Origin of the sequence: Undibacterium pigrum, assembly GCF_003201815.1 — a bacterium.
GTDB lineage: Bacteria > Pseudomonadota > Gammaproteobacteria > Burkholderiales > Burkholderiaceae_D > Undibacterium > Undibacterium pigrum.
In genome coordinates, this window is the sequence record NZ_QJKB01000003.1 from 561,709 (window position 1) to 586,154 (window position 24,446).

Here is a 24,446-nt window from a genome sequence, read left to right on the forward strand (position 1 = left end):
TCTACTTATTTATCATAGAATCGTCGTTCGTCATCAGATAGTGGAATCATCATGTTGAGTTTCAAGCCAAGCAGTAAAAATCTGTTCGCCTTATCCGCAGTAAGCCTGATCCTGACCGCCTGTGGCGGCAACAGCAATCAGGATGTCAAGCAAGCAGCAGTTTCGCCAGCGCCCGCAATGCAGGCTGCACCTGCCAGCTCGGAAATCATGAGTTTTGCCAACAAGCGTCAAAACTATATCATCACACGCCTGGGCTCCACTTATGCTGTGGTTGATATGTCAGGTGCCACGGCGCCAGTGAGTGTCTCTGCCAGTATCAAGGTGCTGCAATTTGCTGATTTTCGCGTCAATCTGACGATAGGTGACAAGGCCAAACAGCTTTCCACCACCAGCCTGAATAACTTGATTGACCTCTACGTGGCATTCTTTAACCGCGTACCTGATGCCGACGGCCTGTCTTACTGGATAGACCAGGTCAAGGCTGGCATGACAGAAGCACAGATAGCCGAGAGTTTTTATCTGGTGGCTCTGCAGTCACCGGCACTGACTGGTTATACCAGCACAATGAGCAATGACGATTTTATCCGCATCATTTATAAAAACGTGCTGGGCCGTACCGGTAGCACTGCACCCAATGCGGCGGAAATCGACTATTGGTCCAGCCAGCTCAAGAACGGTGTTCCCAAAGGCAGTATGGTCAGAGCCATCCTGGTTTCTGCACGTGAATATGCCAATGATGCGACCTGGGGCTGGGTCACCAACCTGTTGAATAACAAGCTGGATGTGGCGAATTATTTCGCCGTACAACAGGGCCTGAGTTATCTGACACTGAATGACAACATCACCAACACAGTAGCGATAGCATCTGCAGTCACCAGCACCTCGACTTCAGCAGCACTGGACCTGATCGGTGTCAGCGGCAATATCCTCAACCAGAGCACTTCCAGCAACAGCAATAACGGCTACGGTACACCTGCCAGCCTGGCCAATATTTGTACGCCAACGGGTGAAAAGGACTGGGTGCGCGCGCATCTGGATGATGTGTATTTGTGGTACCGCGACATTATCAATGTCCCTAAACAAAACTACACCAATTCGCGGGATTATTTCCAGGCACTGATCGTCAAATCCAAGGACAGGTTCAGCTTCACTGATACGCAGGGCAGCATAGATGACTACTTCCAGACTGGTGCCGATGTTGGCTTTGGTTTTAGCCTGATGCGCGACAGCGGTGGCATACGAGTGCGTTATGTGCAGCCAGGCTCGCCTGCTGATCTGGCACAAATCAAGCGTGGTGCGACTTTGGTCGGAGTTGATAACTCGATCGTCACCTCTTTCCTGAACGATACACAGTATGACGCTGTCTATCCAAGCAAGGCAGAAACCCATAGCTTCCAGATCAAGGACAATGGCTCTTTCAGCAGCCGCTCAGTGAACATGACCGCAACCACGGTCACGACTGCGCCAGTCTTGCAAAACCAGGTGCTCAACGTAAATGGCAAAAAGATAGGCTACATGGTCTTTACTGATCATATACGTACAGCAGAAGCTCCACTGGTCAAAACCATGACTGAATTCAAGCAGGCCGGTGTCAGCGAACTGGTGCTGGACTTGCGTTATAACGGCGGTGGTTACCTGTATATTGCCAATGAATTGTCAGCCATGATTGCTGGCAGCAAGGTCACCGACAAAGTCTTTGAGAAACTGCAATTCAACGATAAACATAAAGACCTGACGGCAGACAATATCTCGTATTTCTATGATACGGATTCCAACAACCGGCTCTTGCCACAATTGAACCTGTCACGTGTATTCATCCTGACTGGTAGCAATACCTGCTCAGCCAGTGAATCCATCATCAATGGTCTGAAACCTTTCATGCAAGTGATTTTGATCGGCGACACGACTTGCGGCAAACCATATGGCTTCATCCAGACGAATAACTGCAAGACAGCTTACTTCGCCATCCAGTTTGCCGGTGTGAATGCACTGGACCAGGGCGATTTCACCAATGGTTTCACGCCAACTTGCCAGGTATCTGACAGCTTGAATTACCAGTTGGGTGACCAAAGCGAACCGCGACTGTCAGCAGCGCTGAAATATGTCAACACCGGTTCATGCCCGGCAGCAGGATTCAACCCTGCGCCACCACCGGCAGCATTTGATCCGGTCAAGGACAGGGAGCCACGTCCATGGCGCAACAACAAAATCTTGAAGGTCAATGCTGAATTCAGATGATGACAGCAGTAACAAAAAACGCACCCCAGGGTGCGTTTTTTATTGAGTACGACATTATTTTTTAATGCTTGCTCAAACGCTGGCATAGCGTTGAAAATATGAAGCTATAAGCAAACAGCAAATATCTACAAACCAGCAAGCCCCTGCCTGGCCCTGTCGATTTCGCTCTGGTATTGCGGGAACTTTGTCAGCAAACCTGACAATATATTAATCGCTTCTTCCAGCACCGTCTTTGCTGACTGCGTCTGGTTTTGCTGACGGTAGACGAATCCCAGATTAATGAGAGTATGGGCAATCGATGGCTGAAATGCGGAAGGATTTTTTTGTGCCGCACGGCGCAAGAAAGCGACAGCCTTCTCATAGGCCTGCTGTGCTTCATTCCAGCGATTTTCGCGGTGATACAATATACCCAGACTCATCAATGACCTGCCAAGGTCAACAGTTGATGACCCTGGGGAGATTTGCTCACGCTTGCGGTAAAGTCCGACCACCTCCTCATAAGCAATGCGGGCATCCTGATAACGCTGCTGGCTGTCATATTGCGAGGCCAAAAACTCTATCATCGCTGGTGCCAGATACATGTATATATCCGGCATCTTATCGGCGAGAGGACGGAAAATCTGCATCGCCTCTTCAAAGACGAGTTGCGCTTCTTTGGGCTGGTTTTGCTGGCGATGTAAAAAACCCAGACCGTGCAGTGTTCTTACCAGTTCAAATGAATAGCGGGCAGCGTCGGCTTTCATCAATTTCCGATACATCCCTGCCGCCTCTTCATAAGCAGCCCGTGCCTCTGCAGGCTTATTGGCCTGGCTATACACCATGGCCAGACCTGTCAGTTTCTGTGCTACCAGCGCTGTATGCTGAGCGGGATTGGTTTTTTCCAGCTTGCGGTGTATGGCGAGTGCTTCTTCACTGGCTGCAATCGCTTCCTTGTAAAGCTTTTGTTCCGCATATCGATTGCTTAGATTGCTCAATGCAATGGCAATTTTGGGCTGATAGGTTTCAGGGTCGCCAACAGCCAGTTGGCGATACAAGAGCAGCGCTTCTTCATAACTGGCTTGCGCCTCCTGTTGCCGCTGTTCAGATTCGTATGGAATACCAATATCAATGAGTGCACCGGCAAGTTCTGCCATGTATCTTGCGGGGGCTTCTTTTGACAATTGACGGTAGATATTAAGTGCTTCCTCATAAGGAAGGCGAGCTTCTTTGACGCGATTGCTTCTGGTATAAATCCTTCCTTGCGCGCTAAGCATCTTTGCCAGTTGCGGCAAGTATTGCCCGGGATCTTTTTCTGCCAGTTGGCGATAGCGCGCCAGGTTTTCTGCGCTAGCACTTTCACTCGCAGGACTACTAGCAGACGTTGCGTCTGCTGCAAGGCAGGATTGATGATTGAGGTTGGCAGCAGTCAGAAAGAAAGCCAGGCAGAAATAATAGCTAGTCTTGTTCACAATGTTTTTATCCCAAAAGATTCTTGCCTGATATGGCAAATTTACCAGGCACACCCAGATATCTTATTCATTGAATGCAGGCACAAATGAAGGCGCTCATTCATGATACTGAAAATGAGCGCCTGCCGTCATCGCTGAATACCAACACCCATACCCGCACTCAATGCATCACCACCCTGCGCATTTTTTGCGAGATATAAGCAAGGCTGGCGAGACTCATCAAAGCGCAGACCAAAAATGCAATGCCAACTGAGGCGGTGCTCAGGGTTTCACCTTTTAATACCTGGTTCATCATCTGGTTTTGCGACAGTACCGGCACCCACTGGAACCAGGCAGGTTCGCGGCCAGGAAAGAGTATGGGGACCAGTGATACAAAGGGGATGAACATGGTCACCATCTGATTGCGTACCTGGGCTTCCTTGTAGCTTTTGCAGTCCAGTGAAATGGCGATCTGTATCGCTGCCACGCTTGCGGCCAGAGGCAACAAGACCAGCAAAAATCCCATGGCATCCTTGAAGTTGAACTGGAACTCGGCGCGCAGGGTTTCATTATGGATCAGCCATTGCGAAGGAAAGAAGCTGAAGATGGTCAGCACCACCACGCCCATGCCAACGATGGCGACTGCGCCCCATTTTCCTATGGTCAGTTGCCAGCCTGTGACCGGGTTCATCATCAGTGGCTCCAGCGAGCCGCGTTCACGCTCACCTGCCGTGGTATCGATGGCGGCATACATGCCACCGAGGACGATGGCCATCAAGACCATCATGGGCAGCATGGTGGTGATAGTGGCTTTGCGTTCTTCCGGTTTTTTCAGATGGCGTTCACGCACTTCTATGCGTTGCAATAACTCTATGGAGACACCACGCATGGACAGCCCCAGGGAGGCGACTTCCTGAGAGTAACCATCCAGCAAACGACGCAAGGGGCGTACGCCGAATTCTGCCTGGCGGTTGGAGGTATCAAAGGCGATTTCCAGTGTGCCCTTTTCGCCGGTCGCCAGTTTTTCATCAAAGTTGTCAGGGATTAGCAGGACAGGCTGATCCAACTCCTTGCTTTGTGATTTGGCGGCGTAGTCTTCAGGTGCAGTCTTGATCTGGTAACCCTGACGCTGGATATAATTTTCCAGGCCGCGGGCATGTTCTATGCCCTTGACCATGACGGTGCGTTTTTCTTCTTGCGATTCGACTTGTGTCAGGACCACAGAAAAAATCAGCAACATCAAAGGCACGCCCAGCAAAGAACTGATCAATGCCACCAGCAGGGTACGGCGGTCACGCAGGGCATCGCGCAATTCCTTGCGCAAGATAGCTAAAGTTGCTTTCATCAATTAACTCCTGTCAGGGATTTTTGTGGATGCAAAAATGCCAGCTTGACGAATGCATCTTCGAAATTGTTTTCGCCGGATTGCTGTAGCAATTCATCGACCGTGCCATGGGCCACGTCCTTGCCATCGGCAACGATGACAACCTGGTCGCACAGGCGCTCAACTTCCTGCATGATGTGGGTAGAGAAAATGATGCACTTGCCACCACCTTCTGGCGAACGCAGGAAGCGCAGGAACTCTCGCAAGGCACGGGTAGCAACTACGTCGAGGCCATTGGTAGGTTCATCAAGGATGATGTTCCTGGGGTCATGGACGAGCGCCCTTGCCAGCGCAGTTTTCATGCGCTCACCCTGGCTGAAACCATCGGTACGGCGGTCAAGCAGTTTGTCCATATCCAGCCATTGCGACAATTGCTTTGTACGTTGCTCTGCATGTTCACTATCCATGCCATGCAGCACACCATAATACTGAATATTTTCTCTGGCGGTCAGGCGTGGATACAAGCCCCGGGCATCCGACAGCACGCCCATATGGGACTGAGTGGATGAAGTACCCGCCTTAACAGCAGTACCATCCACCGTGATCTCGCCTTTGTCTGCTTCCAGCAAGGCAGCAATCATGCGCAGCGAGGTGGTCTTGCCTGCGCCATTGGCACCCAGCAAACCAGTGATGCAGGCATCCTGCGCACTGAAGCTGACGCCATTGACTGCCTTGACGACCTCACTGTTTTTTTTCATCAGGCCCAGAGTGCGGGCAGTCTGGACCAGGGCATTGCCTGAAGATTTACCCTGGCGCACAAATTCTTTATGCAAGTCATTGACGATGATCATGGCTTGGCCTCCTTGCCAGTTTTATTGGCAGAGGGCGCAACAGGTGCCTGCCATGCCAGTGCACGTGGTATCTGGCGCACACAGGCGGTATCAAGCTTGATGGCCTCGCTGTCTTCCTTGGCGTTCAGGAAACGGTGTACGACATCGCGCACGCAACCTTGTGCCAGCAAGCCATGGCCAGTGTTTTCTATTTGTACATGCAGTGCCTTAGGCCCCAGTGCCTTGGCGACTTCTGTACCATGCCTGGTTGGTGTCACCGGGTCGAGGCCACCACTGAGCAGCAAAGCGGGGGATGCGCTTTGAGGAATAGTGAAGAAGGCGGCGGGTATCTCGGCACGCGGCCAATTTTTGCAAGTCTGGGTATACATTTCTGCCATGAGTTTTTCAAAATCATCATTGGCGGGCAAAGTCGCAGACTGGGCAAAGGCTTCACCGCACCAGACCGAGAAATGCATGCCGTAAGAAATACCACCTGGGCCAGGCAAGGCAGTAGCACCGCTCATGGTGATCAGCGGCGCATAGTTGCCCTGCTCTGCCTGTGTCAGTGCATATGGCAGGGCAGCCAGTGAATTGGGGTTATACAAGGTTTTATGTACCAGACCCAGCAAGCCGTCACGTGTCATGTCCATCTTCATGGGCGTACCCATGCGCGGATGTAGCATGCTGATTTTTTGTGGCTGGCTGGCCAGCAATTTTTTCCAGCGATTTGCCAGATCAGGATAACTGGTATTGCAGGCTGGTTCTTTGACGCAATCCGTGAACAAGGCATCGAGTGCCTTTTGCGCATCGGAACTGGCCAGGCGCATGCTGGGTGGCACCACGCCATCGAGCACAATGCGGCGCACTGATTGCGGATACTGGCGCAAGTATTCCAGTCCGGCACGGGTGCCATACGAAGCCCCGACCAGATTGATGCGGCCATAGCCTTGATGCAAGCGCACGGCTTCCAGGTCTTGCATGGCGATGCTGGTGCTGAAGTATTGCAACTCACCATAAGGCAAGGTTTGCAACTGGCGCATGCAGTCATCAGTCATTTTGACTTTTTGTTCTGGCGACAAGACCTCATCGGCTTTTTCCAGCGCCGGGCATTCCAGCGGTGCGCTGCGCCCTGTACCACGCTGGTCAACAAATACCAGGTCACGGCGGCGATTGAGACGCGACATCAGGGCCGTACCCCAATTCGACACACTGATGGCACTTTGCCCTGGCCCGCCAGCCAGCAGGAAAACCGCATCCGGCAGCTTGTTGCGATCTTGCGATGGCACGACGACATAATGGATATCGATCTGCTTGCCTTGCGGCTGCGCCGGGTTCAGCGGCCTCTGAATCTGGCCGCATTGCACTTCCTGGGGGAAGTCTGGCAAGCGGCAAGGCTTGGTGGTGGTAGTGGCTGCAGCAGCGTGTGCATAGCCCGCCACCGCACCGCATAGTGCCAGCCCGGACATGAGTCTGAGCATGAATCTTTTTTTCAAAGTGGTCTCCTGAAGTGCAATTATTTTAGAACTCATTTCATCAATAGGGATGAGATGCGTTTGCCTCATAACGTGGGCTGGCAAGGCGGACGAGGCAGTCAATAGCGGTGCTATTGATAACGAGTCCAACGCAGTCCAGCGCGCGTTATGAGGCAAACCCTCCGGGAACTGACGATTTGGGCGGATTGCAGCGCGTAGTGTGTCACCCTCCCTCGCTAAGGCACCAAGCCTTAGCAGCGCAGGGTAAACACATGAGGCCTTGCACTGCATCCCAAATCGTCTTGTTCGCACTCATCCCTATTGATGAAATGAGTTCTATTAGCAAGCTCAGGAGTCTAAGCGCAAATACTCAATCAGTAAATGGTAGCTGCGATTGCGTACCGAGATTCGTCAACAATGTCTTGATGGGTGCAGGCAAACCCAGTTGTGCGGCATCATCAAGTGCATGCCAGCCATGCTCGCCTTCTGCGACTTCCAGATGGCGTTTTTTGAGTTGCACATGCACGGGCAGTATATGCAATTTGAAGTGGGTGAATACATGGGCAAACACCGGCAAGACCCGGATGCTGGCAATATCACCAAAGCGGCTGGCACGCGCACGCACAGTCGCCATTTGCGCATCGACAGAGAAGGCATCATCCTCGCCGCTATATTCCTGCATGCCTGCCAGTTCTGGCAGCGACAGCAAGCCACCCCAGATACCGGTTGGCGGCCGTCTTTCCAGCAAAACCTTTGCACCATCCTGCACCAGCAGCATGATGGCCTGTTTTTCTTTTTGTGCTTTTTTTGGTTTGCGTACAGGCAGCTCTGCCGTCCTGCCCTGAGCATAAGCCACGCAACGTGGCTGGAAGGGGCATAGCGTGCATTTTGGGCTGCTGCGCGTGCAAACAGTAGCACCCAGATCCATCAGGCCCTGGGTATAAGCGCCTATGTCTTGCGCGGGCAATAAAGCCTGGGCGCGCAACCACATATTGTCTTCAACTGGTTTGGTGCCGGGATAACCGTCTATGCCAAACACACGGGCAAACACACGCTTGACGTTGCCATCCAGAATGGCTGCCACTGTGCCATAAGAAAATGCCGTGATCGCAGCAGCGGTTGAGCGACCTATGCCGGGCAATTCTTGCAGCAGGGCCGGGTCAGCCGGGAACTTGCCCTGGTATTTCTCCACTACCTGTTTGGAGCACTGATGCAGGTTGCGGGCGCGGGTGTAATAACCCAGGCCACTCCAGTGTTCCATCACTTGCTCAACTGGCGCTGCAGCCAGGTCAAACACGGTAGGAAAAGTCTCAAGGAAACGCTGATAGTAAGGGATGACTGCCGTCACCTGGGTCTGCTGCAACATGATTTCAGACAGCCAGACGCGATAGGCTTCACGGCTTTTTTGCCAGGGTAAACCATGGCGGCCATGCTGTTTTTGCCAGGCGATGAGCGCTGCAGAAAAACTGGGATCTACGTATGGGGCGACGTTTGGAGATATAGCAGACTGAGATTCAGACTTAACCCGAGGCTCAACCCGAGGCTGACCCGCCGGGTCAGCCTTGCTGCGTGATGCTGTGGACTTCATTACTTCAGGCAGCCACCCTGAGTGCAGCCAGCTCTGCCGTCAATGCTGATTTCAAGCCATCTTCCAGATCAGTCAGCGCTTTTTTCTGCGCATCGATATCTGCCTGCAAGCTCTCGAACGAGGATATCTTGTCTTCCAGGCTGTCGGTCGCCACATGGATACGCTGTATCGACTGCATGCGGTTTTTCAACTGGCCCTTGTGTTCACGTATCTGTGCTTCCAGCGGTGCCATAACGACTTTTTGCCAGGCTTCGACATCGCGGTTGGCTTGCAGGAAGCTTTGCTTGACGCGGGCAGCAACAGAATCAAAGAACTTGTGCATCAACACGACTTGTGGTGTCGTCAGCAGAGTAGCGGTACTGAACTGCTTTTGGTACACGCCTTCAATCGCTTCAACTTCCTTGATGTATTTGTCGAGCGAGAATGACATCGGTGCCGACAAGGCCAGACCATGCTCGGTCGAAAACTTGCGGTACATGACGGTCATCATTTCCGAAATTTCATCAGTCTTTCTATTCGATGTCTGCAGGTTCAACTTCACCTGGGCAAAGAATTGTTTGACCGATTCACGCAGGCCGATAGAGAATTTGCTCTTCTCCATGGCATCACGTGATTTACGGATTTCTTCACGCAGGATATCCATGCCAAGGCTGGTGTAGACCTCGGTAGACAAACGGGTGAAGACCGAACGTGTGCCCTGCATGCGCAAGAGGCTGGCGTCGAATTCTTTTTTCTCGGCATCGATACGCTTCATCATGTGTTCGATGACGTTCATATTCTTGCCACGCAAGCTCTTCAATTCCATCATCTGCTCAACCATGCTGCGGCTACGGGCAGAAATAACTGATTGTTGCGCGTGGATGATTTCATTGATTTCTGAAGTCAGCTGGGCACGGATGATATTTTGCTTGGCTGGTATCAATTCCTTGGACAGGGCATATTCCAGCGTGGGCAGGCGGCTCTTGGCCAGCAGGGGTGCATCTTTATTGATCTTGGCAACCAGGCCTTTTTGCGCAGAGATAGGGAAAATCTGCTTTTCTTCCAAACCCAGTGTATGTGCAACTGTACTCACCTGGCGGACAATCTGCGCTTCGATTTCTTCCGGCGTGCGCAATTCATCCCACATGCTGTCTATCTTGTTCAAGACCACCATGCGGCCAGGTCCGTTGCCTATATTATTGCGCCAGACATCGATATCGCTCTTGGTCACGCCAGTGTCAGCAGCCAGGATGAACAATACGGCATGCGCATTCGGGATCAGGTTCAGTGTCAGTTCCGGCTCGGTACCGATGGCATTCAGGCCAGGGGTATCGACGATGATCAGACCTTCTTTCAACAAAGGATGCGGGAAATTGATAATGGCATGACGCCATTGAGAAATCTCTACCAGGCCATCTTCATCGATTTCCAGCGGTGCATCCGGGTCTTCTTCATCGAACAGGCCATACTGCTTGGCCACTTCTATGCTGACTTTCTTGGTCAGGCTGACTTGCTTGAAGGCTTCCAGCATGCCGTCGCCAGAGCTGATATTCAGCGGCAAAACCGTCCAGACATGGCTTTGGCCCTTGTATTCACTGGTCGATTGCGCTTCTGCCCGGGTTTCTATGGGCAGCAGGCGTATGCAAGGCGGTATGGTGTCGTCGTACAAAAGCTCGGTCGGGCACATGGTGGTGCGGCCAGCAGATGACGGTAAGATGCGCTGACCGTAGTCAGCAAAGAATATGGCATTGATGAGTTCGGACTTGCCGCGTGAAAATTCAGCAACAAAGGCGATGGACAGTTTGTCGTCAACCAGACGCTCCATCAGGCGTGCAATACGCTGATCACTGGCGGCATCGGCCATATCCGATCCATGTATCCATGACCGGTACTGCTCCAGCGCTTTGACCACTCCTTTGCGCCAGTCGCTGTACTCCTGGAATTTCTGAACCAGATTGCTCATGTTCCCCTCAGTTAACTTTTTTGATATTCCAAGTATATATGGAAGCGTTAAAAAAATACGCGTAAATCGAATTTTGCTTACATTTCAGCCAGATTTGTGGGTTTATTTCTGACATTTTGCACAATAAAAGCTGCTACGTTGTCCTTGTTTTATCTGTTTGACAGGCTCGCCGCAAACGCGGCAGGGCTCTCCCGTGCGGTCATACACAAAATAAGATTGCTGAAAATAGCCACTTTGACCATCCACTCCCATGAAATCCTTGAGGGTGCTGCCGCCCTGCTGTATGGCTGCTGCCAGGGTGGCGCGTATGGCCTCTTCCAGTAAAGTATAGCGCTTAAGGCTGATGCGTCCAACCTGAGTTTTAGGGTTAATGCCTGCTCTGAACAGGCTTTCAGATGCATAAATATTACCAACCCCAACCACGATGTCCCCGGCCAGCAAGACTTGCTTGATGGGGGCGCTACGGTTTCTGGTTAATTTATACAATAATTCTGCACTAAAACCGGCTTCCAGTGGCTCTACGCCCAGTTGGCGTATCAGCAAATGCTCTTCGAGCTCACCATCGGCGGCATCATGCCAGAGCACGGCACCAAAGCGGCGTGGGTCTGTCATGCGCAAGGCAAAATCACCGACGACAATATCAATATGATCATGCTTTGCTGCCTGTACGTCCTTATCCAGCACACGCAGATGCCCCGACATGCCCAGGTGGATGAGCACAGTGCCATGCTGGAAATGCAATAAAAGATATTTGCCCCGACGCCCGGTCGCCATGATGCGCTGCCCATTCAACAAGGCGGGCAGATTTTCAGGGAAAGGCCAGCGCAAGCCGGCACGGCGCATGATCACATTGGTGACTTGCTTGCCAGTCAGATGCGGCTCTACGCCGCGACGGGTCACTTCTACTTCAGGTAATTCTGGCATGGGAGGGAACTTTTACCATTACAATTTGACACAGTGTATAAGCGCTAGCGCACGCACAGTTGTGCAGCTTCAGCGTAAAATCAGTTATCAACGTCAAATCGGATTCGTTTTGAAAACATTGCCTACATTATTATTCAAGCCTATTGTATCTGCTATCAGGGCTGCTTCGCTATGGCAGCCCGCCACGCTACTCTTGAGTGTGGCACTGATCAGTGGATGCGCAACGGTGGGCAAGCAAGGCAGCGTAGCTGCCGAAGACACTCATCATGTCAGCGACGCCGCCCAGGCAGCCCTGTCTGCTGAACAAACCCTGCACGGGGTCACCAGCCTGCCCGCCTATGAAGACAAATTGCCTGAAGTGGCTCTTTCAGAAGAATTATTCTACAAGATCATTACTGCTGAAATCGCTTATCAGCGCGGCAGCTGGCAAGGCGCATATGTGACCCTGTATTCGGTCGCCCAGCAAACCCGCGATCCGCGTCTTGCCAGACGCGCAGCTGAAATTGCCCTGTCTGCCAAACAATCCGGTGAAGCCTTGCAGGCTGTACGGCTGTGGCGTGAACTGGCCCCCAATTCCAATGAAGCCACTCAATACTATATGGGCTTCATGGTGATGAACAATAACCTGGCTGAAATCCAGAGCGTATACACAGAAAAACTGAAATCATCCGACCCCAAACAACTGGGGGTGACGATGTTGCAGGCCCAGCGTTTATTGTCGCGCGGCCGGGATAAAAATGCCGCATTTAACGCACTGGAAACCCTGCTGGAACCATATAAAAACAATACCGACGCCCATATGGCACTGGCACAGGGCGCCTACACCAAGGGTGATAACAAACGTGCGGTAGCCGAAGCACAAGCGGTCTTGAAGGCAAAACCGGATTCACAACTGGCAGTGCTGACCATCGCCCAGGCTTCGCCGCAGGCAGATGCGGCCAAGGCTTTATCGGCTTTCCTGGTAAAGAACCCCAGTGCCCGTGATGTGCGCCTGGCCTATGCCAGCATACTGATAGACTTGAAGCAACTGGATCAGGCAACCCATGAGTTTGAAACCCTGGCACGCGACAAGCCTGACGATGCCAGCGCCATCTACACGCTGGGCGTGCTGGCGATGGAACGCAATCAGTCGCAAAAGGCAGAAACTTATTTCCTGCAATACCTGAAAACACTGGAAGGTAAAACCGGCGAAGAACGCGACCCGACGACGACTCTGGTCAATCTCTCACGCATCGCCGCTGAACGCAAGGACTACAAGGCTGCGCAAGAGTGGCTGGCACAAGTGGAGTCTTATGATGGCCGCAACCCGGCCTGGTTCAATGTACAGATACGCCGCACTTTCTTGCTGGTCAAAGAAGGCAAATTGCTGGAAGCACGCGCCTTCATACAGCAAATCAAGGCCAGCAATGAAGCCGAGCAAATCCAGTTGATACAGTCTGAAGCACAATTATTGCGTGATGCCGGTTTGCCGGATCAGGCCAAGGCGGTACTCACTGAGGGAATCAAGCAGGCCCCCAATAACCCTGATCTGCTGTATGACTTTGCCATGCTGGCAGAGTCACAAAAAGATATTCCCAGTATGGAAGCCTCATTGCGTAAAGTCATAGAACTGGCCCCTACCAGCCAGCATGCCTACAATGCCCTGGGCTACTCTTTTGCTGACCGTAATGTGCAGCTTGATGAAGCTAATACCCTGATAGAAAAAGCCAACCAGCTGGCACCGGATGACCCTTTCATTCTGGATAGCCTGGGCTGGGTCAAGTTCAGGTTATCAAAGTTTGATGAAGCAGAACAAGCCTTGCGCCGCGCCTATCAAATGCGGCCTGATGCCGAGATTGCCGTGCATCTGGGCGAGGTATTGTGGACCATGGGCCAGAAAGATGATGCGAAAAAAATCTGGCGCGATGCCCAGAAAAAAGACCCGGATAATGCCACCCTGAAATCCACGCTGGAAAGACTGAAAGTCAAACCCTGATGCTGTAGCAGGGCTCAGTAGCTCCTGAGTTTATTCCGCATTTTATGCATTCAGCGACAGCAGGCGGACAAGCTATGTCCGCCTTTTTATTTAAGCGAATCACTTTATAAGCATGACAAACATGTTAACAACAACCCGACTCAGCTTGCTTGCTCCGCTTGCTTTTTGTGCCCTGTTCAATACTGGCTGTGCCAGCCTGAACAGCCAGACGCAAGCACCCATAGCTGCGCCTGCGACCAGCGCTAATGCAGGCAATGCCGCTGCCAGCAGCAGGCAATACCGGCAACAGATACAAATCAGCGGCAAGATATTGCTTCAATACCAGCAAGGCGACAAAAGACGTGTCGAAAATATTGGTTTTGAATGGGAACAGGATGCTCAGGGCATACGCATCAATTTACTGTCACCGCTGGACCAGACAATTGCACGCATCACCCAGAATGCACAAGGCGCAACACTGGAACTCAATGGCAAAGCACCGCGCACAGCCAGCAACCTGGACCAGCTCTTGCAAGATGCTCTGGGCTGGCCTTTGCCCGTTGCAGGTTTGCGTGACTGGTTGCAAGGCTTTGTCGCCATCGATGGCAAGCCGCTGACAGCATTGAAGGCAGAAGAACAGACCGTCAATACCCAGGGCTGGAAACTGCACTATGTCACCTGGCATGAACAGCCTGCCTTCCCCAAGCGCCTGGACTTGCAAAGATATACCGAGCAGGCTGGCGATGTTTCCATCCGTATCGTGGTGAATGAATGGAAATGAGACGACTCGATAATTGCCCGGCCCCGGCCAAACTGAATCTCTTCCTGCATGTGACTGGCCGCCGGGCCGATGGATATCACTTGCTGCAAACAGCCTTTCAGCTGATAGACCGTTGTGATTACCTGGATGTGGAAGTGCGTGAAGATGGCCAGATATGCCGCACCAATGATATAGAAGGCGTGCCTGCCGACAGCGACCTCATCGTCCGTGCAGCCAGGCTATTGCAAACGCATACCGGCTGCCAGCTTGGTGCCAATCTGACACTGCGCAAGCATCTGCCCATGGGCGGAGGTGTGGGTGGCGGCTCATCCGATGCGGCAACCACCTTGCTGGCCCTGAATCATTTGTGGGAAACCGGCTTGCAGCGTGAAGAATTGATGCGCCTGGCCCTGCAACTGGGGGCAGATGTGCCCTTTTTCCTGTTTGGTGAAAATGCTTTTGCCGAGGGCGTGGGCGAAGAATTGCAGGCTTTGACTACGCCAGACGTCTGGTTTGTGGTGCTGGAACCGGGCGTGCAAGTCCCCACGCCTGCAATTTTTTCGGCAAAGGAGTTGACAAGAGACACAAAGCCCGTCAGAATAGCGGACTTTCCTGGTGATGCAAAGCAAACTTGGAAAAACGATCTGCAAACAGTTGCCTGCGCATTGTTTCCGCAAGTTGATGCAGCCATTCAGTGGCTCTCACAATACGGCGATGCAAAGATGACAGGATCAGGGTCTTGCGTTTTTTGTGCTTTTGTTGAAGAATCAGCAGCTGAACAAGTGTTAAAGCAAGTACCGGATCGCTGGGTATCATGGAAAGCAAAAGCACTGAGTCGCCACCCGATGGCGCAGAAATTGGGATCGAAAAATATTTGGCTTGAAGCCGGTTTAACGCTAAAATAGCGGCGAACTTGGAAACAGGCAAAACGGTTGTGTAGGGGAGTCGCCAAGCTGGTTAAGGCACCGGATTTTGATTCCGGCATGCGAAGGTTCGAATCCTTCTTCCCCTGCCATTAAATTAAAGCCGCCGCATAGATTGTGCGGCGGCTTTTTCAGTTTTATCAGCGGCTTCTTTTGTGTAAAACCCATGCAAAATAAGCCAGACCCACAAAATTCTCAGCCGATAGGTCCCAGCCATGGCAAATGCGCGCGCAAATGACAACATGATGGTTTTCACTGGCAACGCCAATCCTGCACTGGCTGCCGGTGTCGCCAAACAACTCGGCATCCCTCTGGGCAAGGCAGACGTTTCCAAATTCTCTGACGGTGAAGTGATGGTCGAGATCAATGAAAACGTCCGCGGTAAAGATGTCTTCGTTCTGCAATCCACTTGCGCTCCTACCAACGACAACCTGATGGAAATCATGTTGATGGTTGATGCACTGAAACGCGCATCTGCCGGTCGTATCACTGCAGCTATCCCTTATTTTGGTTATGCCCGTCAGGACCGTCGTCCACGCTCTGCGCGTGTGGCGATTTCTGCCAAGGTGGTTGCCAATATGCTGGAAGAAGCCGGTGTTGGTCGCGTCCTGATCATGGACTTGCATGCTGACCAAATCCAGGGTTTCTTTGATATCCCTGTCGACAATATTTATGCTTCACCAATTTTGCTGGGTGACCTGGTTGCCAAGAATTACGACGACCTGCTGGTTGTTTCCCCTGACGTAGGCGGCGTGGTACGTGCCCGCGCGCTGGCAAAACGCTTGGGTTGCGATCTGGCCATCATCGACAAACGCCGTCCAAAAGCGAATGTCTCTGAAGTCATGAACATCATTGGTGAAGTTGAAGGCCGTAACTGCGTCATCATGGATGACATGGTAGACACTGCCGGTACACTGACCAAAGCAGCAGAAGTATTGAAAGAACGCGGCGCCAAGAAGGTATTGGCGTATTGTACTCACCCTGTTTTGTCCGGCCCTGCGATACAACGTATTTCGCAATCGCCACTCGATGAACTGGTCGTGACTGATACCATCCCGCTGTCTGAAGCAGCGCGCGCCTGCCCCAAGATTCGTCAATTGTCTTGTGACAGCCTGCTGGCTGAGACTTTCCGCCGCATCACCAAGGGCGAATCTGTCATCTCCCTGTTCACGGACTAATTTTTTTCCGGCCCTGCCATCTCCTTGATGGCAAGGCTATTTTCTGGGCCCCTGGTCGCGGGGGTTCAATACCGCAAAACAAATCAATGTTTTGCATTTTTTGGAGTAACACCATGAAAGTTATCGCATTTGCACGCAATGTACAGGGGACCGGAGCGAGCCGCCGCCTGCGCCTTGCTGGCCAAACACCTGGCATCATCTACGGCGGCACAGAAGCACCAGTCGCCATCACGCTGGATCACAATGCGTTGTACCACGCATTGAAAAAAGAAGCATTCCACTCTTCCATTCTGGACCTGGAAGTTGATGGCAAATCAGAAAAAGTATTGTTGCGCGACTTCCAGGTCCACGCATACAAACAACTGGTTTTGCACGCTGATTTCCAACGCGTAGATCCTAACCAAAAAATCCACGTTAAAGTGCCTCTGCACTTCATCAACGCTGACGTATCCCCAGCTGTAAAACTGTCTTCCGCAGTGATCAGCCACGTTGCTGTTGAACTGGACGTTTCCTGCTTGCCAGCAGACTTGCCAGAATTCGTTGAAGTTGACCTGTCCAAACTGGAAGCTGGTCAATCCATCCACGTATCTCAACTGACACTGCCAAAAGGCGTGACAGCTGTTGTACACGGTGGTGACGCTACTGTTGCTATCGCAGTTGTGCCAGCTGGCGCAACTTCTGCAGAAGCTGAAGCAAAATAATTCGCATTTATGCGAATTGAATAAAAGCCGCCTTCGGGCGGCTTTTTTACTAGGACTTACGAAAAACCGCCCCAGCTGCGTTGCAGCTCCTAGCCGTACTAAAGTACTGTCTTCGTCGCTACGCCTTGCTGGAACGATTTTTCGTAAGTCCTAATTATTTAGCCCAATACTGAGGTGGTCGATTAACGAAAACAACACTCGCCTAACGACTCCTTAACAATCGCCCTTAGAAGCCTGATTTATTTTTTTAAATGCAGGAAAGTTTGCATATGCGCCATGCGAGAATAGATATTACTATTTCGACTATCGCTGATTTCCGGAGTTATTCGCATGCCCTCTCCCTCCCTGTTTCGTCGCAAGCTCTGCCTCAGTCTGCTCATCCCCCTGTGTGCTAGCCTTGTCACTCCAGCCAGTCAGGCACAACTTGCTGCTGGCATCAAATACGACACCAGCTACCCCATCATCAGCCCGGTCTATGCAAAACAGGGCATGGTGGCAACCGAGCAGGCACTGGCTACCCAAGTGGGCCTCGATATACTCAAGCGCGGTGGCAATGCGGTAGATGCGGCGGTAGCAGTTGGCTTTGCCCTGGCAGTAGTACTGCCAAATGCAGGCAATATCGGTGGCGGTGGTTTCATGGTGATTCACGACAGCAAGTCAGGCAAGGATATCGCCCTGGATTTCCGTGAGCTGGCGCCGGAAAAAGCCACGAGAGACATGTACCTCGATGCTGATGGCAAAGTCATTTCAGGCAAATCCCTGTACAGCCATCTGGCAGTTGGCGTGCCTGGCACGGTGGCAGGCATGGACCTGGCCTTGCGCAAATACGGCAGCATGAAGTGGAAAGATGTCATCGCCCCCGCGATTCGTCTGGCGGAACAAGGCTTTGAGATCAGCCCGCATCTGGCAGAACTGATAGATTCTGGCAAAAACCAGTTGGGTAAATGGCCAGCCAGCCGGGCGATTTTTTTCAAGGATGGCAAACCCATGCTGGCTGGTGAGCGCCTGCTGCAAAAAGACCTGGCGCAATCACTACGCCTGATTGCCGAGCAAGGCCCTTCCGCATTTTATGAAGGTGCCATTGCAAAAAAAATCGTCGCCGAGATGCAACAGCACCAGGGTTTGATCTCTGCCAGCGACCTGAAGAATTACAAGGCTGTGGAACGCATCCCCGTACGCGGCAATTATCGCGGCTATGAAGTAGTCTCCATGCCACCACCCAGCTCTGGCGGCGTACATATTATCCAGATGCTCAATATGCTGGAACACTATCCGCTGAAAGAACAGGGCGCCAATAGCGCGCAAACCCTGCACCAGCTCAGCGAAGTCATGAAGCTGGCCTATGCTGACCGTTCTGAATTTCTGGGTGACCCTGATTATTACAAGGTGCCGCTCAAGGGTCTGACTTCACGCGCCTATGCAGATGAACTGGTCAAAAAAATACAGCCAGACCGCGCCACCCCTTCTGCCGAAATCAAACCCGGCAAACCCCTGCCTTATGAAAGCGACCAGACTACGCATTACAGTGTGGCCGACAAATTCGGCAACATCGTCGCCACGACTTATACCCTGAACCTGAACTTTGGCAGCGGCATCGTTGCCACCGGCACAGGTATCGTACTAAATAATGAAATGGATGATTTTTCGGTCAAGGCCGGCGTACCAAATGCTTTTGGCTTGCTGGGGGGCGATGCCAATGCCGTACAGGGCTGGAAGCGGCCTTTAAGCTCGATGTCACCCACGATAGTGCTCAAGGGTGGCAAACCCTTCCTGGTGACCGGCAGCCCCGGTGGCAGCCGCATCATCACGACGACCCTGCAAACCATCCTGAATGTCATTGATCATGGCATGAACGTGGCTGAGGCTACTATCTCGCCGCGCATACACCAGCAGTGGATGCCAGACCAATTACGCTTTGAAAAAGGTATCAGCATCGATACCCTGCGCCTGCTGGAGCAAAAAGGCCAGGTACTGCGCCCTGCTGCCACCCTGGGCAAAACCCAGACCATACAGGTGCTGGAGCAAGGCTTTGCAGGCTATTCTGACCCGCGCAACCCGGATGGTGCTGCGCTGGGCTTTTAAGTTTTCACTCAACGCTTTTCTCTTCAGCCTGATCAGGTTTTATCCTGTTCAGGCTGCTTCATTGCTCAGCATCGCACCACTTTTCCCACATGGCACGATATGCACCCTCGACTTCGTGGGTAAAACCAGTTTCATCCATCAGGGCGCTGTTTTGCATTTGCTGGCGCAAGCCAGACCTGATCTCCGCCAGGCGAGGAATATCCTCTGCCAGAACCACTACCTTGTCTACATATTCCTCTTCAGTATTCGCTATCCATTCGGGATGTCCAACCCCTGTCAGGATACTGCTTCCAAGACGACCCACACTAGGACGCCCCGCCAGAGTCACATAGGGCACGCCCATATATAGCGTTTCAAAAAGCGTCGTACCAGAATTATGCGGAAAACAATCCAGCCCTATATCTAGCGACCTCAAGGTATCCCAGGGTGGGCTGTGAAAACCAATATCGAGTTGGGATGGCTCTATACCGTGTGCCGCAAATTTATTGATCAAGGTTTGACGTAACTCTGCATCCTGATAATTCGCGCTGTCGACAACGAGTACTGCATTATCAACACGTTTCAATATCGCAGCCCATGCCCTGATGGTTTTATAGTTAATGCGGATTGATCTGGTCAGGGTACCTATTCTGATATTTCCACTGGTCAGTGCAGGCAAGGCACTGACCTCCCCCATGCCCTCAGCAGGCCGGTAAACATTGACTGGCGTATTGAGTCGCCACACTTGCTCGGCAAATAAATGCTCGCTACCAGGTGGCGCACTTACATAGTCTGAAAAATAATAATCAATGGCAGTCAGGCCTGTTGTGTAGCCATAGCCCAGCCAGGATACTTGCACTGGTGCCGGTTTGCGTGCCAGCACAGGCAGCCTGTTATTGGCAGTGTGACCAGCAAGATCAATCAAGATATCTATACCATCGCTGCGGATGCGCTCAGCAAGCTTTTCGTCATTCAGGCCAGTTGTTTCTATCCAGTGATCCGCATATGTTTTATATCTTTCAGTCACCTTGTCTTCCACACTTAATTGAGCATAGGCATACACTTCAAACAAATTCTTGTTGTGATGGCTAATCAGGGGCTCAAAAAAATATTGAACAGGGTGGCGACAATAATCTGGTGATACATAGCCAATTTTTAGTCGTCGTTGACGATTTTTGTCATTATTAAAGGGCAAGTAACTGTCTTTAAAATGAAGTGCGTATCTTCGTTCATACTCCTGATATGCAGTAAAAATGTCTTCAGCATTACGATCAGGATCGTAGTTGAACATGAAAAGCAAATTACTATACGCTTGAGAATAACCAGCATCCAGATTCACAGCACTTCGATAACTCTTTTCAGCATCTTCCAATTTACCTTGCACGGCAAATAATCCTGCCAGATTTGAATAAGTTTCCGTCGTACCATCACCAAGTTGCAAGGCTTTTGCATAGCTTGCTTCTGCATCAGAAAAACGATTGATCATGCTAAAAGTATTACCAAGATTATTGTAGAGCATAACCGAGTGGATATCATTGGCAATACCTTGCTGATAAATGGCAATTGCTTCTCCATAGCGCCTGCTCTCATGCAGAGTAACGCCCAGATTGCAATACGCTCCTGCCAGGCCTGGCTCAATGGCAATGGCCTGGCGATATGTAGCTTCAGCTTCGCTTAACAGGTTTTGCAATTTATAGGCGTCGCCCAGGCTGACCATGGCCTCGGCAAATCGCGGATTCAAACCCAGGGCGTGTTTCAAATAACTTTGCGCCACCTCCCCTTGATGGAGCCTGAGGGCTATCAGGCCGAGACTATGAAGAGACTCCACATGTTGCGGATGGATACTCAAGGATTGCAAAAACCTCTCACGCGCGAGTTCAAGTTGCCCATTTTGGAGGTATAGGTTTCCGAGATTGCAACAAGCCGTAAAATTCCCGGAATCACCAGACAAAGTTTTCAAATAATGTGCTTCTGCTTCAGCTCCCATTCCCTGTTGCTGAAACAAAATCGCCAGATTGTAATGTGCATGGCTAAAGCCTGGCTTTATTTCCAATACTTTAAAGTAAGCCGTTTTCGCATCATTAACGTGTCCCAGCGATGTTAATGTGACACCGAGATTGAAGTAGGCAAAATAATTGTCTGGCTGTGCCTGGATAAGCTGCTCATAGCAAGAGCATGCGTCTTGAAAGCGTCCCAGCGCATCCAGGGCCAACCCCAGATTCATTTTCGCCTCCAGGTAACTGGCATCAAGCTCGAGCGCCAGGCGATATTGAACTTCAGCCCGGGTAAAATCTTGCTGTTCATAAAAAACATCACCCAGCTTATTAAAGAGAATGGCCCTGCCGGGTTCTGCTGAAATAGCCAGTTGAAAATGCTGGGAGGCAGCCACCAGATCACCGCTTTTGAAACTGATATCTCCCAACTGTTCCGGGCCAGTCTGATGAGCATCATTTACTTCTATGGCAGCAATATCATTTCCCTGCTTATATTCTTTGTTGCCGAGTGTTTTTTGATGCGTGGGAAAAAAATACTTCTTGAACCAGTTCAGCATTCATGAACTCCTCATTTTTAAAATATCTAAGTTCACAAAATGGCGAACTGTGCGTCCACTTTTTGGACAGGAAACAGTTTACTCTGTCAGTTAACATTTTTTGAATAAAAACGCATTTGCTCCTACAGCCTGTGCTGACATATTTTTTAATGCGCAATTGGATGGAAAACCTGGCCTGGTAACAGGCCGCATGTTTTGCAGGTATCAGTGAACGATTTGCAGGCATATCGCTCCGCAACGCTCCCATCACGACGCTCTATGTGACAATAAATGACAGCTCCTGACTACGCAAGTTTCGACACAGGCAGATGCCGACAGGCCGAAGAAGTTTGACAACATCGTCGGAAATGCCAGATGCTCCCCAAGCTGAAGAAAAACCACAATCAGCATTGCACAATCAGAAGGACGGGAGCTTGTCAGTCGTCATTGCAAAATGACAAACTTCGGGATAAAAAGCCTGAGATTGAGAATCAAGCATTAGCAGCCCCATGCTTGCTCCCGTGCAGTTAAGTACACAAATCGATTTTTGCCTGAAGAATGATTGTTTCAGGCGGACACAACTAGCATATGAAAGATTAGCAAGCACTGTGGAATACCGTTCAAGGACAACCACCAGCCCCTGGCTTCAATCCGCGCTGAGCATTGCAAATAGTATCGCCTGCTGCGAAAGACCACGTTATATTGGCCTGATTGCTTACCGTCGATGCAGTCAGGGTCCCAGTTAACTGCGTAGCAGTACCACTTTCGGTCGCAGTACTGGTATGTGCAATAGTTCCAGCCCCCAAGACGGGTTGAGCAGCAACAAACTTTGATGTTGTAACCACGGGGATAGCATTCACTCCCGCCGTTGTACAGTTAGCCCAGTTCGAACTATTATCCCAGTAACAAAAGGTCATCGCAGTCACCAGGCTGCCCAATTCAGCCCTGCTACCTGAAGCACGTGTACGTGACACATAATCTGAATACTGCGGAATTGCAATCGCAGCCAGAATACCGATGATCGCAACAACAATCATCAACTCTATCAGGGTGAAGCCACGTTGCATTTGTTTATAGAAAATTTTCATTTAATACTCCTGGAAAAATTACTGCAGACCCAGTGCTCAAATAGATCGTTTCCCTGAGAAACATCATCTTCAATAATAATTTACAAGTTAATTTATTTGAGCTTCAAATCAATAGAAAAATACTTGCAAGCTTGCCTTCATGGTTGTGTCATTGCACACACCCTGAAAACCGCTTCAACATATACAAACCTCTTGTTCAAGATGCCATCATTTTTCAGTAAACTATTGTCTGCAGGCATAACAAGCATCAATTGAAAGAGTATTTCTACCGCGATAGTATTGCCGGACAAATGCGCGTCGATCTTACTCAGATGGTGTTTTTATCATCATCAGCAACATTCATTTCAGCTAAAAGAGGCATACATTTCTTTCCATTGCAAAGAAAGTTCCAGGTCTTGTACGTACTGAATTGGCTATGTAAAACCCCATTCTCACATCGTCTGAGCAATTTTTATACCAGACATGTTGATCAATACTTTTCTTTCTTTAGCCCATAAAAAAAGCCCCTCATATACGAGGGGCTTTTTAGTTTGAAACAAACCAAATTATTGGCAACCGCCTTGGCCTGGTTTCAAACCACGCTGAGCGTTACAAACTGTACCAGTCATTGTCCAGACCATGTTAGCTTGATTGGATACTGTGGATGGCACCAATGTACCAGTCAACACAGCACCAGCAGTAGTTGTTGCAGCGGAAGTCATGACAACTTGACCTGCTGTTGGAACTGGGATGTTAGGCAAGAATTTGGAAGTTGCAACAACAGGGATACCATTCTGACCAGTAGTAAAGCAGTCTGTACCACCAGCTTGAGTCCATGTACCGTTATTATCTTGATAGCAAGCAGACATGGAAGTCACCAGGCTATTCAATTCAGTACGGCTACCAGAAGCACGTGTGCGGGATGTGTAATCAGAATATTGAGGAATAGCGATCGCTGCCAAAATACCGATAATTGCCACAACAATCATCAATTCAATCAAAGTAAAGCCGCGTTGCAGCTGTTTGGACGTGGTTTTCATAGGAATATACTCCAATAAAGTTAAATTTGGGAACTACACTATCCACAAAGCAATAGCTGTGCCAACAGCAAATAGCGCCTTCAAATTACTTCATAACTATATGCATGTACTGAAGAGGCAACGAAAATGACAAATTCCGTCAGAATTAAAATAATTTCAACTTCCAAAAATTGTCACTTCCATTTTGGCGCTGCAAATAATTGTCTCAATGTCTGAATCTACATTTTTATCAAAAGCAAAAAAAAGCCCTTCATACATGAAGGGCTTTTTAGTTTGGAACAAACTAAATTATTGGCAACCGCCTTGGCCTGGTTTCAAACCACGCTGAGCGCTACAAACTGTACCAGTCATTGTCCAGACCATGTTAGCTTGATTGGATACTGTGGATGGCACCAATGTACCAGTCAACACAGCACCAGCAGTAGTTGTTGCAGCGGAAGTCATGACAACTTGACCTGCTGTTGGAACTGGGATGTTAGGCAAGAAC

Annotated in this window: 17 protein-coding genes, 1 tRNA gene and 1 pseudogene; 8 read left to right on the forward strand and 11 right to left on the reverse strand. The window is 50.6% G+C overall.

The window, feature by feature from the left end; translation table 11 throughout:
- Positions 1 to 51 precede the first annotated feature (51 nt).
- Positions 52 to 2,238, forward strand: coding sequence for a S41 family peptidase (locus DFR42_RS13465; RefSeq protein WP_110255475.1), 2,187 nt, complete (start codon positions 52 to 54; stop codon positions 2,236 to 2,238).
- Between the two features lie 125 nt (positions 2,239 to 2,363).
- On the opposite strand, the gene DFR42_RS13470 is transcribed toward DFR42_RS13465, so the two are convergent.
- The 7 genes from DFR42_RS13470 to mutM form a co-directional block, all read right to left on the reverse strand.
- Positions 2,364 to 3,686 carry a tetratricopeptide repeat protein gene (locus tag DFR42_RS13470; protein WP_146218846.1) on the reverse strand — a complete coding sequence of 441 codons (1,323 nt, stop codon included), beginning with the start codon at positions 3,684 to 3,686 and terminating at the stop codon, positions 2,364 to 2,366.
- A gap of 160 nt (positions 3,687 to 3,846) precedes the next feature.
- Positions 3,847 to 5,010, reverse strand: coding sequence for an ABC transporter permease (locus tag DFR42_RS13475; RefSeq protein ID WP_110255477.1), 1,164 nt, complete (start codon positions 5,008 to 5,010; stop codon positions 3,847 to 3,849).
- Positions 5,010 to 5,840: an ABC transporter ATP-binding protein gene (locus DFR42_RS13480; protein WP_110255478.1), complete on the reverse strand. Its 831-nt coding sequence runs from the start codon at positions 5,838 to 5,840 to the stop codon at positions 5,010 to 5,012. Before DFR42_RS13480 ends, DFR42_RS13475 begins: the two co-directional genes overlap by 1 nt.
- Positions 5,837 to 7,312: an alpha/beta hydrolase gene (locus tag DFR42_RS13485; RefSeq protein WP_170133518.1), complete on the reverse strand. Its 1,476-nt coding sequence runs from the start codon at positions 7,310 to 7,312 to the stop codon at positions 5,837 to 5,839. Before DFR42_RS13485 ends, DFR42_RS13480 begins: the two co-directional genes overlap by 4 nt.
- A gap of 349 nt (positions 7,313 to 7,661) precedes the next feature.
- Entirely contained in the window at positions 7,662 to 8,879 is a 1,218-nt protein-coding gene (gene mutY, locus DFR42_RS13490; RefSeq protein ID WP_110255480.1) for an A/G-specific adenine glycosylase, read from the reverse strand.
- 4 nt (positions 8,880 to 8,883) lie between these two features.
- Positions 8,884 to 10,821 (reverse strand): dynamin family protein, encoded by a 1,938-nt coding sequence (locus DFR42_RS13495; protein ID WP_211324304.1) that lies wholly within the window; start codon positions 10,819 to 10,821, stop codon positions 8,884 to 8,886.
- A gap of 102 nt (positions 10,822 to 10,923) precedes the next feature.
- The gene (mutM, locus tag DFR42_RS13500) at positions 10,924 to 11,745 is read right to left on the reverse strand and encodes a bifunctional DNA-formamidopyrimidine glycosylase/DNA-(apurinic or apyrimidinic site) lyase (RefSeq protein ID WP_110255481.1); all 822 of its coding nucleotides are present in this window, start codon (positions 11,743 to 11,745) and stop codon (positions 10,924 to 10,926) included.
- Positions 11,746 to 11,854: 109 nt separating this feature from the next.
- Here mutM and DFR42_RS13505 point away from each other — a divergent pair, with 109 nt between their 5' ends.
- The 7 genes from DFR42_RS13505 (at position 11,855) to ggt (ending at position 19,343) form a co-directional block, all read left to right on the forward strand.
- Positions 11,855 to 13,720, forward strand: coding sequence for a tetratricopeptide repeat protein (locus DFR42_RS13505; protein ID WP_245936952.1), 1,866 nt, complete (start codon positions 11,855 to 11,857; stop codon positions 13,718 to 13,720).
- A gap of 121 nt (positions 13,721 to 13,841) precedes the next feature.
- Complete coding sequence (lolB, locus tag DFR42_RS13510) at positions 13,842 to 14,480, forward strand: lipoprotein insertase outer membrane protein LolB (RefSeq protein WP_170133519.1); 639 nt, start codon at positions 13,842 to 13,844, stop codon at positions 14,478 to 14,480.
- Positions 14,477 to 15,364 carry a 4-(cytidine 5'-diphospho)-2-C-methyl-D-erythritol kinase gene (gene ispE / locus DFR42_RS13515; protein WP_110255484.1) on the forward strand — a complete coding sequence of 296 codons (888 nt, stop codon included), beginning with the start codon at positions 14,477 to 14,479 and terminating at the stop codon, positions 15,362 to 15,364. Before lolB ends, ispE begins: the two co-directional genes overlap by 4 nt.
- Positions 15,365 to 15,397: 33 nt before the next feature.
- Positions 15,398 to 15,474, forward strand: a tRNA-Gln gene (locus DFR42_RS13520).
- Between the two features lie 123 nt (positions 15,475 to 15,597).
- Positions 15,598 to 16,560, forward strand: coding sequence for a ribose-phosphate pyrophosphokinase (locus DFR42_RS13525; RefSeq protein WP_110255485.1), 963 nt, complete (start codon positions 15,598 to 15,600; stop codon positions 16,558 to 16,560).
- Positions 16,561 to 16,673: 113 nt separating this feature from the next.
- A complete protein-coding gene (locus DFR42_RS13530; RefSeq protein ID WP_110255486.1) occupies positions 16,674 to 17,261 on the forward strand; it encodes a 50S ribosomal protein L25/general stress protein Ctc in 588 nt (195 codons plus the stop codon).
- 330 nt (positions 17,262 to 17,591) lie between these two features.
- On the forward strand, positions 17,592 to 19,343 hold the full coding sequence (gene ggt / locus DFR42_RS13535; RefSeq protein WP_110255487.1) for a gamma-glutamyltransferase: 1,752 nt from the start codon (positions 17,592 to 17,594) through the stop codon (positions 19,341 to 19,343).
- 58 nt (positions 19,344 to 19,401) lie between these two features.
- Here ggt and DFR42_RS13540 read toward each other — a convergent pair whose 3' ends face one another.
- From DFR42_RS13540 to DFR42_RS29525, 4 genes and pseudogenes are all read right to left on the reverse strand, one after another.
- Positions 19,402 to 21,873, reverse strand: coding sequence for a tetratricopeptide repeat protein (locus tag DFR42_RS13540; RefSeq protein WP_110255488.1), 2,472 nt, complete (start codon positions 21,871 to 21,873; stop codon positions 19,402 to 19,404).
- A gap of 599 nt (positions 21,874 to 22,472) precedes the next feature.
- Positions 22,473 to 22,940: a pilin gene (locus tag DFR42_RS29890; RefSeq protein WP_110255489.1), complete on the reverse strand. Its 468-nt coding sequence runs from the start codon at positions 22,938 to 22,940 to the stop codon at positions 22,473 to 22,475.
- A gap of 545 nt (positions 22,941 to 23,485) precedes the next feature.
- On the reverse strand, positions 23,486 to 23,959 hold the full coding sequence (locus tag DFR42_RS29895) for a pilin (protein ID WP_110255490.1): 474 nt from the start codon (positions 23,957 to 23,959) through the stop codon (positions 23,486 to 23,488).
- A 288-nt stretch (positions 23,960 to 24,247) separates the two neighbouring features.
- Positions 24,248 to 24,446, reverse strand: a pseudogene (locus tag DFR42_RS29525) (hypothetical protein); the annotation flags it as partial.

What these genes read in the sequence shown, in the direction of transcription:
- mutY (WP_110255480.1), bottom strand. Translation starts at nt 8,879, where the DNA reads ATGAAGTCCACAGCATCACGCAGCAAGGCTGACCCGGCGGGTCAGCCT.
- DFR42_RS13465 (WP_110255475.1), top strand. Translation starts at nt 52, where the DNA reads ATGTTGAGTTTCAAGCCAAGCAGTAAAAATCTGTTCGCCTTATCCGCA.
- lolB (WP_170133519.1), top strand. Translation starts at nt 13,842, where the DNA reads ATGTTAACAACAACCCGACTCAGCTTGCTTGCTCCGCTTGCTTTTTGT.
- DFR42_RS13475 (WP_110255477.1), bottom strand. Translation starts at nt 5,010, where the DNA reads ATGAAAGCAACTTTAGCTATCTTGCGCAAGGAATTGCGCGATGCCCTG.
- DFR42_RS29895 (WP_110255490.1), bottom strand. Translation starts at nt 23,959, where the DNA reads ATGAAAACCACGTCCAAACAGCTGCAACGCGGCTTTACTTTGATTGAA.
- DFR42_RS13525 (WP_110255485.1), top strand. Translation starts at nt 15,598, where the DNA reads ATGGCAAATGCGCGCGCAAATGACAACATGATGGTTTTCACTGGCAAC.
- DFR42_RS13540 (WP_110255488.1), bottom strand. Translation starts at nt 21,873, where the DNA reads ATGCTGAACTGGTTCAAGAAGTATTTTTTTCCCACGCATCAAAAAACA.
- DFR42_RS13495 (WP_211324304.1), bottom strand. Translation starts at nt 10,821, where the DNA reads ATGAGCAATCTGGTTCAGAAATTCCAGGAGTACAGCGACTGGCGCAAA.
- DFR42_RS13530 (WP_110255486.1), top strand. Translation starts at nt 16,674, where the DNA reads ATGAAAGTTATCGCATTTGCACGCAATGTACAGGGGACCGGAGCGAGC.
- ispE (WP_110255484.1), top strand. Translation starts at nt 14,477, where the DNA reads ATGAGACGACTCGATAATTGCCCGGCCCCGGCCAAACTGAATCTCTTC.
- ggt (WP_110255487.1), top strand. Translation starts at nt 17,592, where the DNA reads ATGCCCTCTCCCTCCCTGTTTCGTCGCAAGCTCTGCCTCAGTCTGCTC.
- DFR42_RS29890 (WP_110255489.1), bottom strand. Translation starts at nt 22,940, where the DNA reads ATGAAAATTTTCTATAAACAAATGCAACGTGGCTTCACCCTGATAGAG.
- mutM (WP_110255481.1), bottom strand. Translation starts at nt 11,745, where the DNA reads ATGCCAGAATTACCTGAAGTAGAAGTGACCCGTCGCGGCGTAGAGCCG.
- DFR42_RS13480 (WP_110255478.1), bottom strand. Translation starts at nt 5,840, where the DNA reads ATGATCATCGTCAATGACTTGCATAAAGAATTTGTGCGCCAGGGTAAA.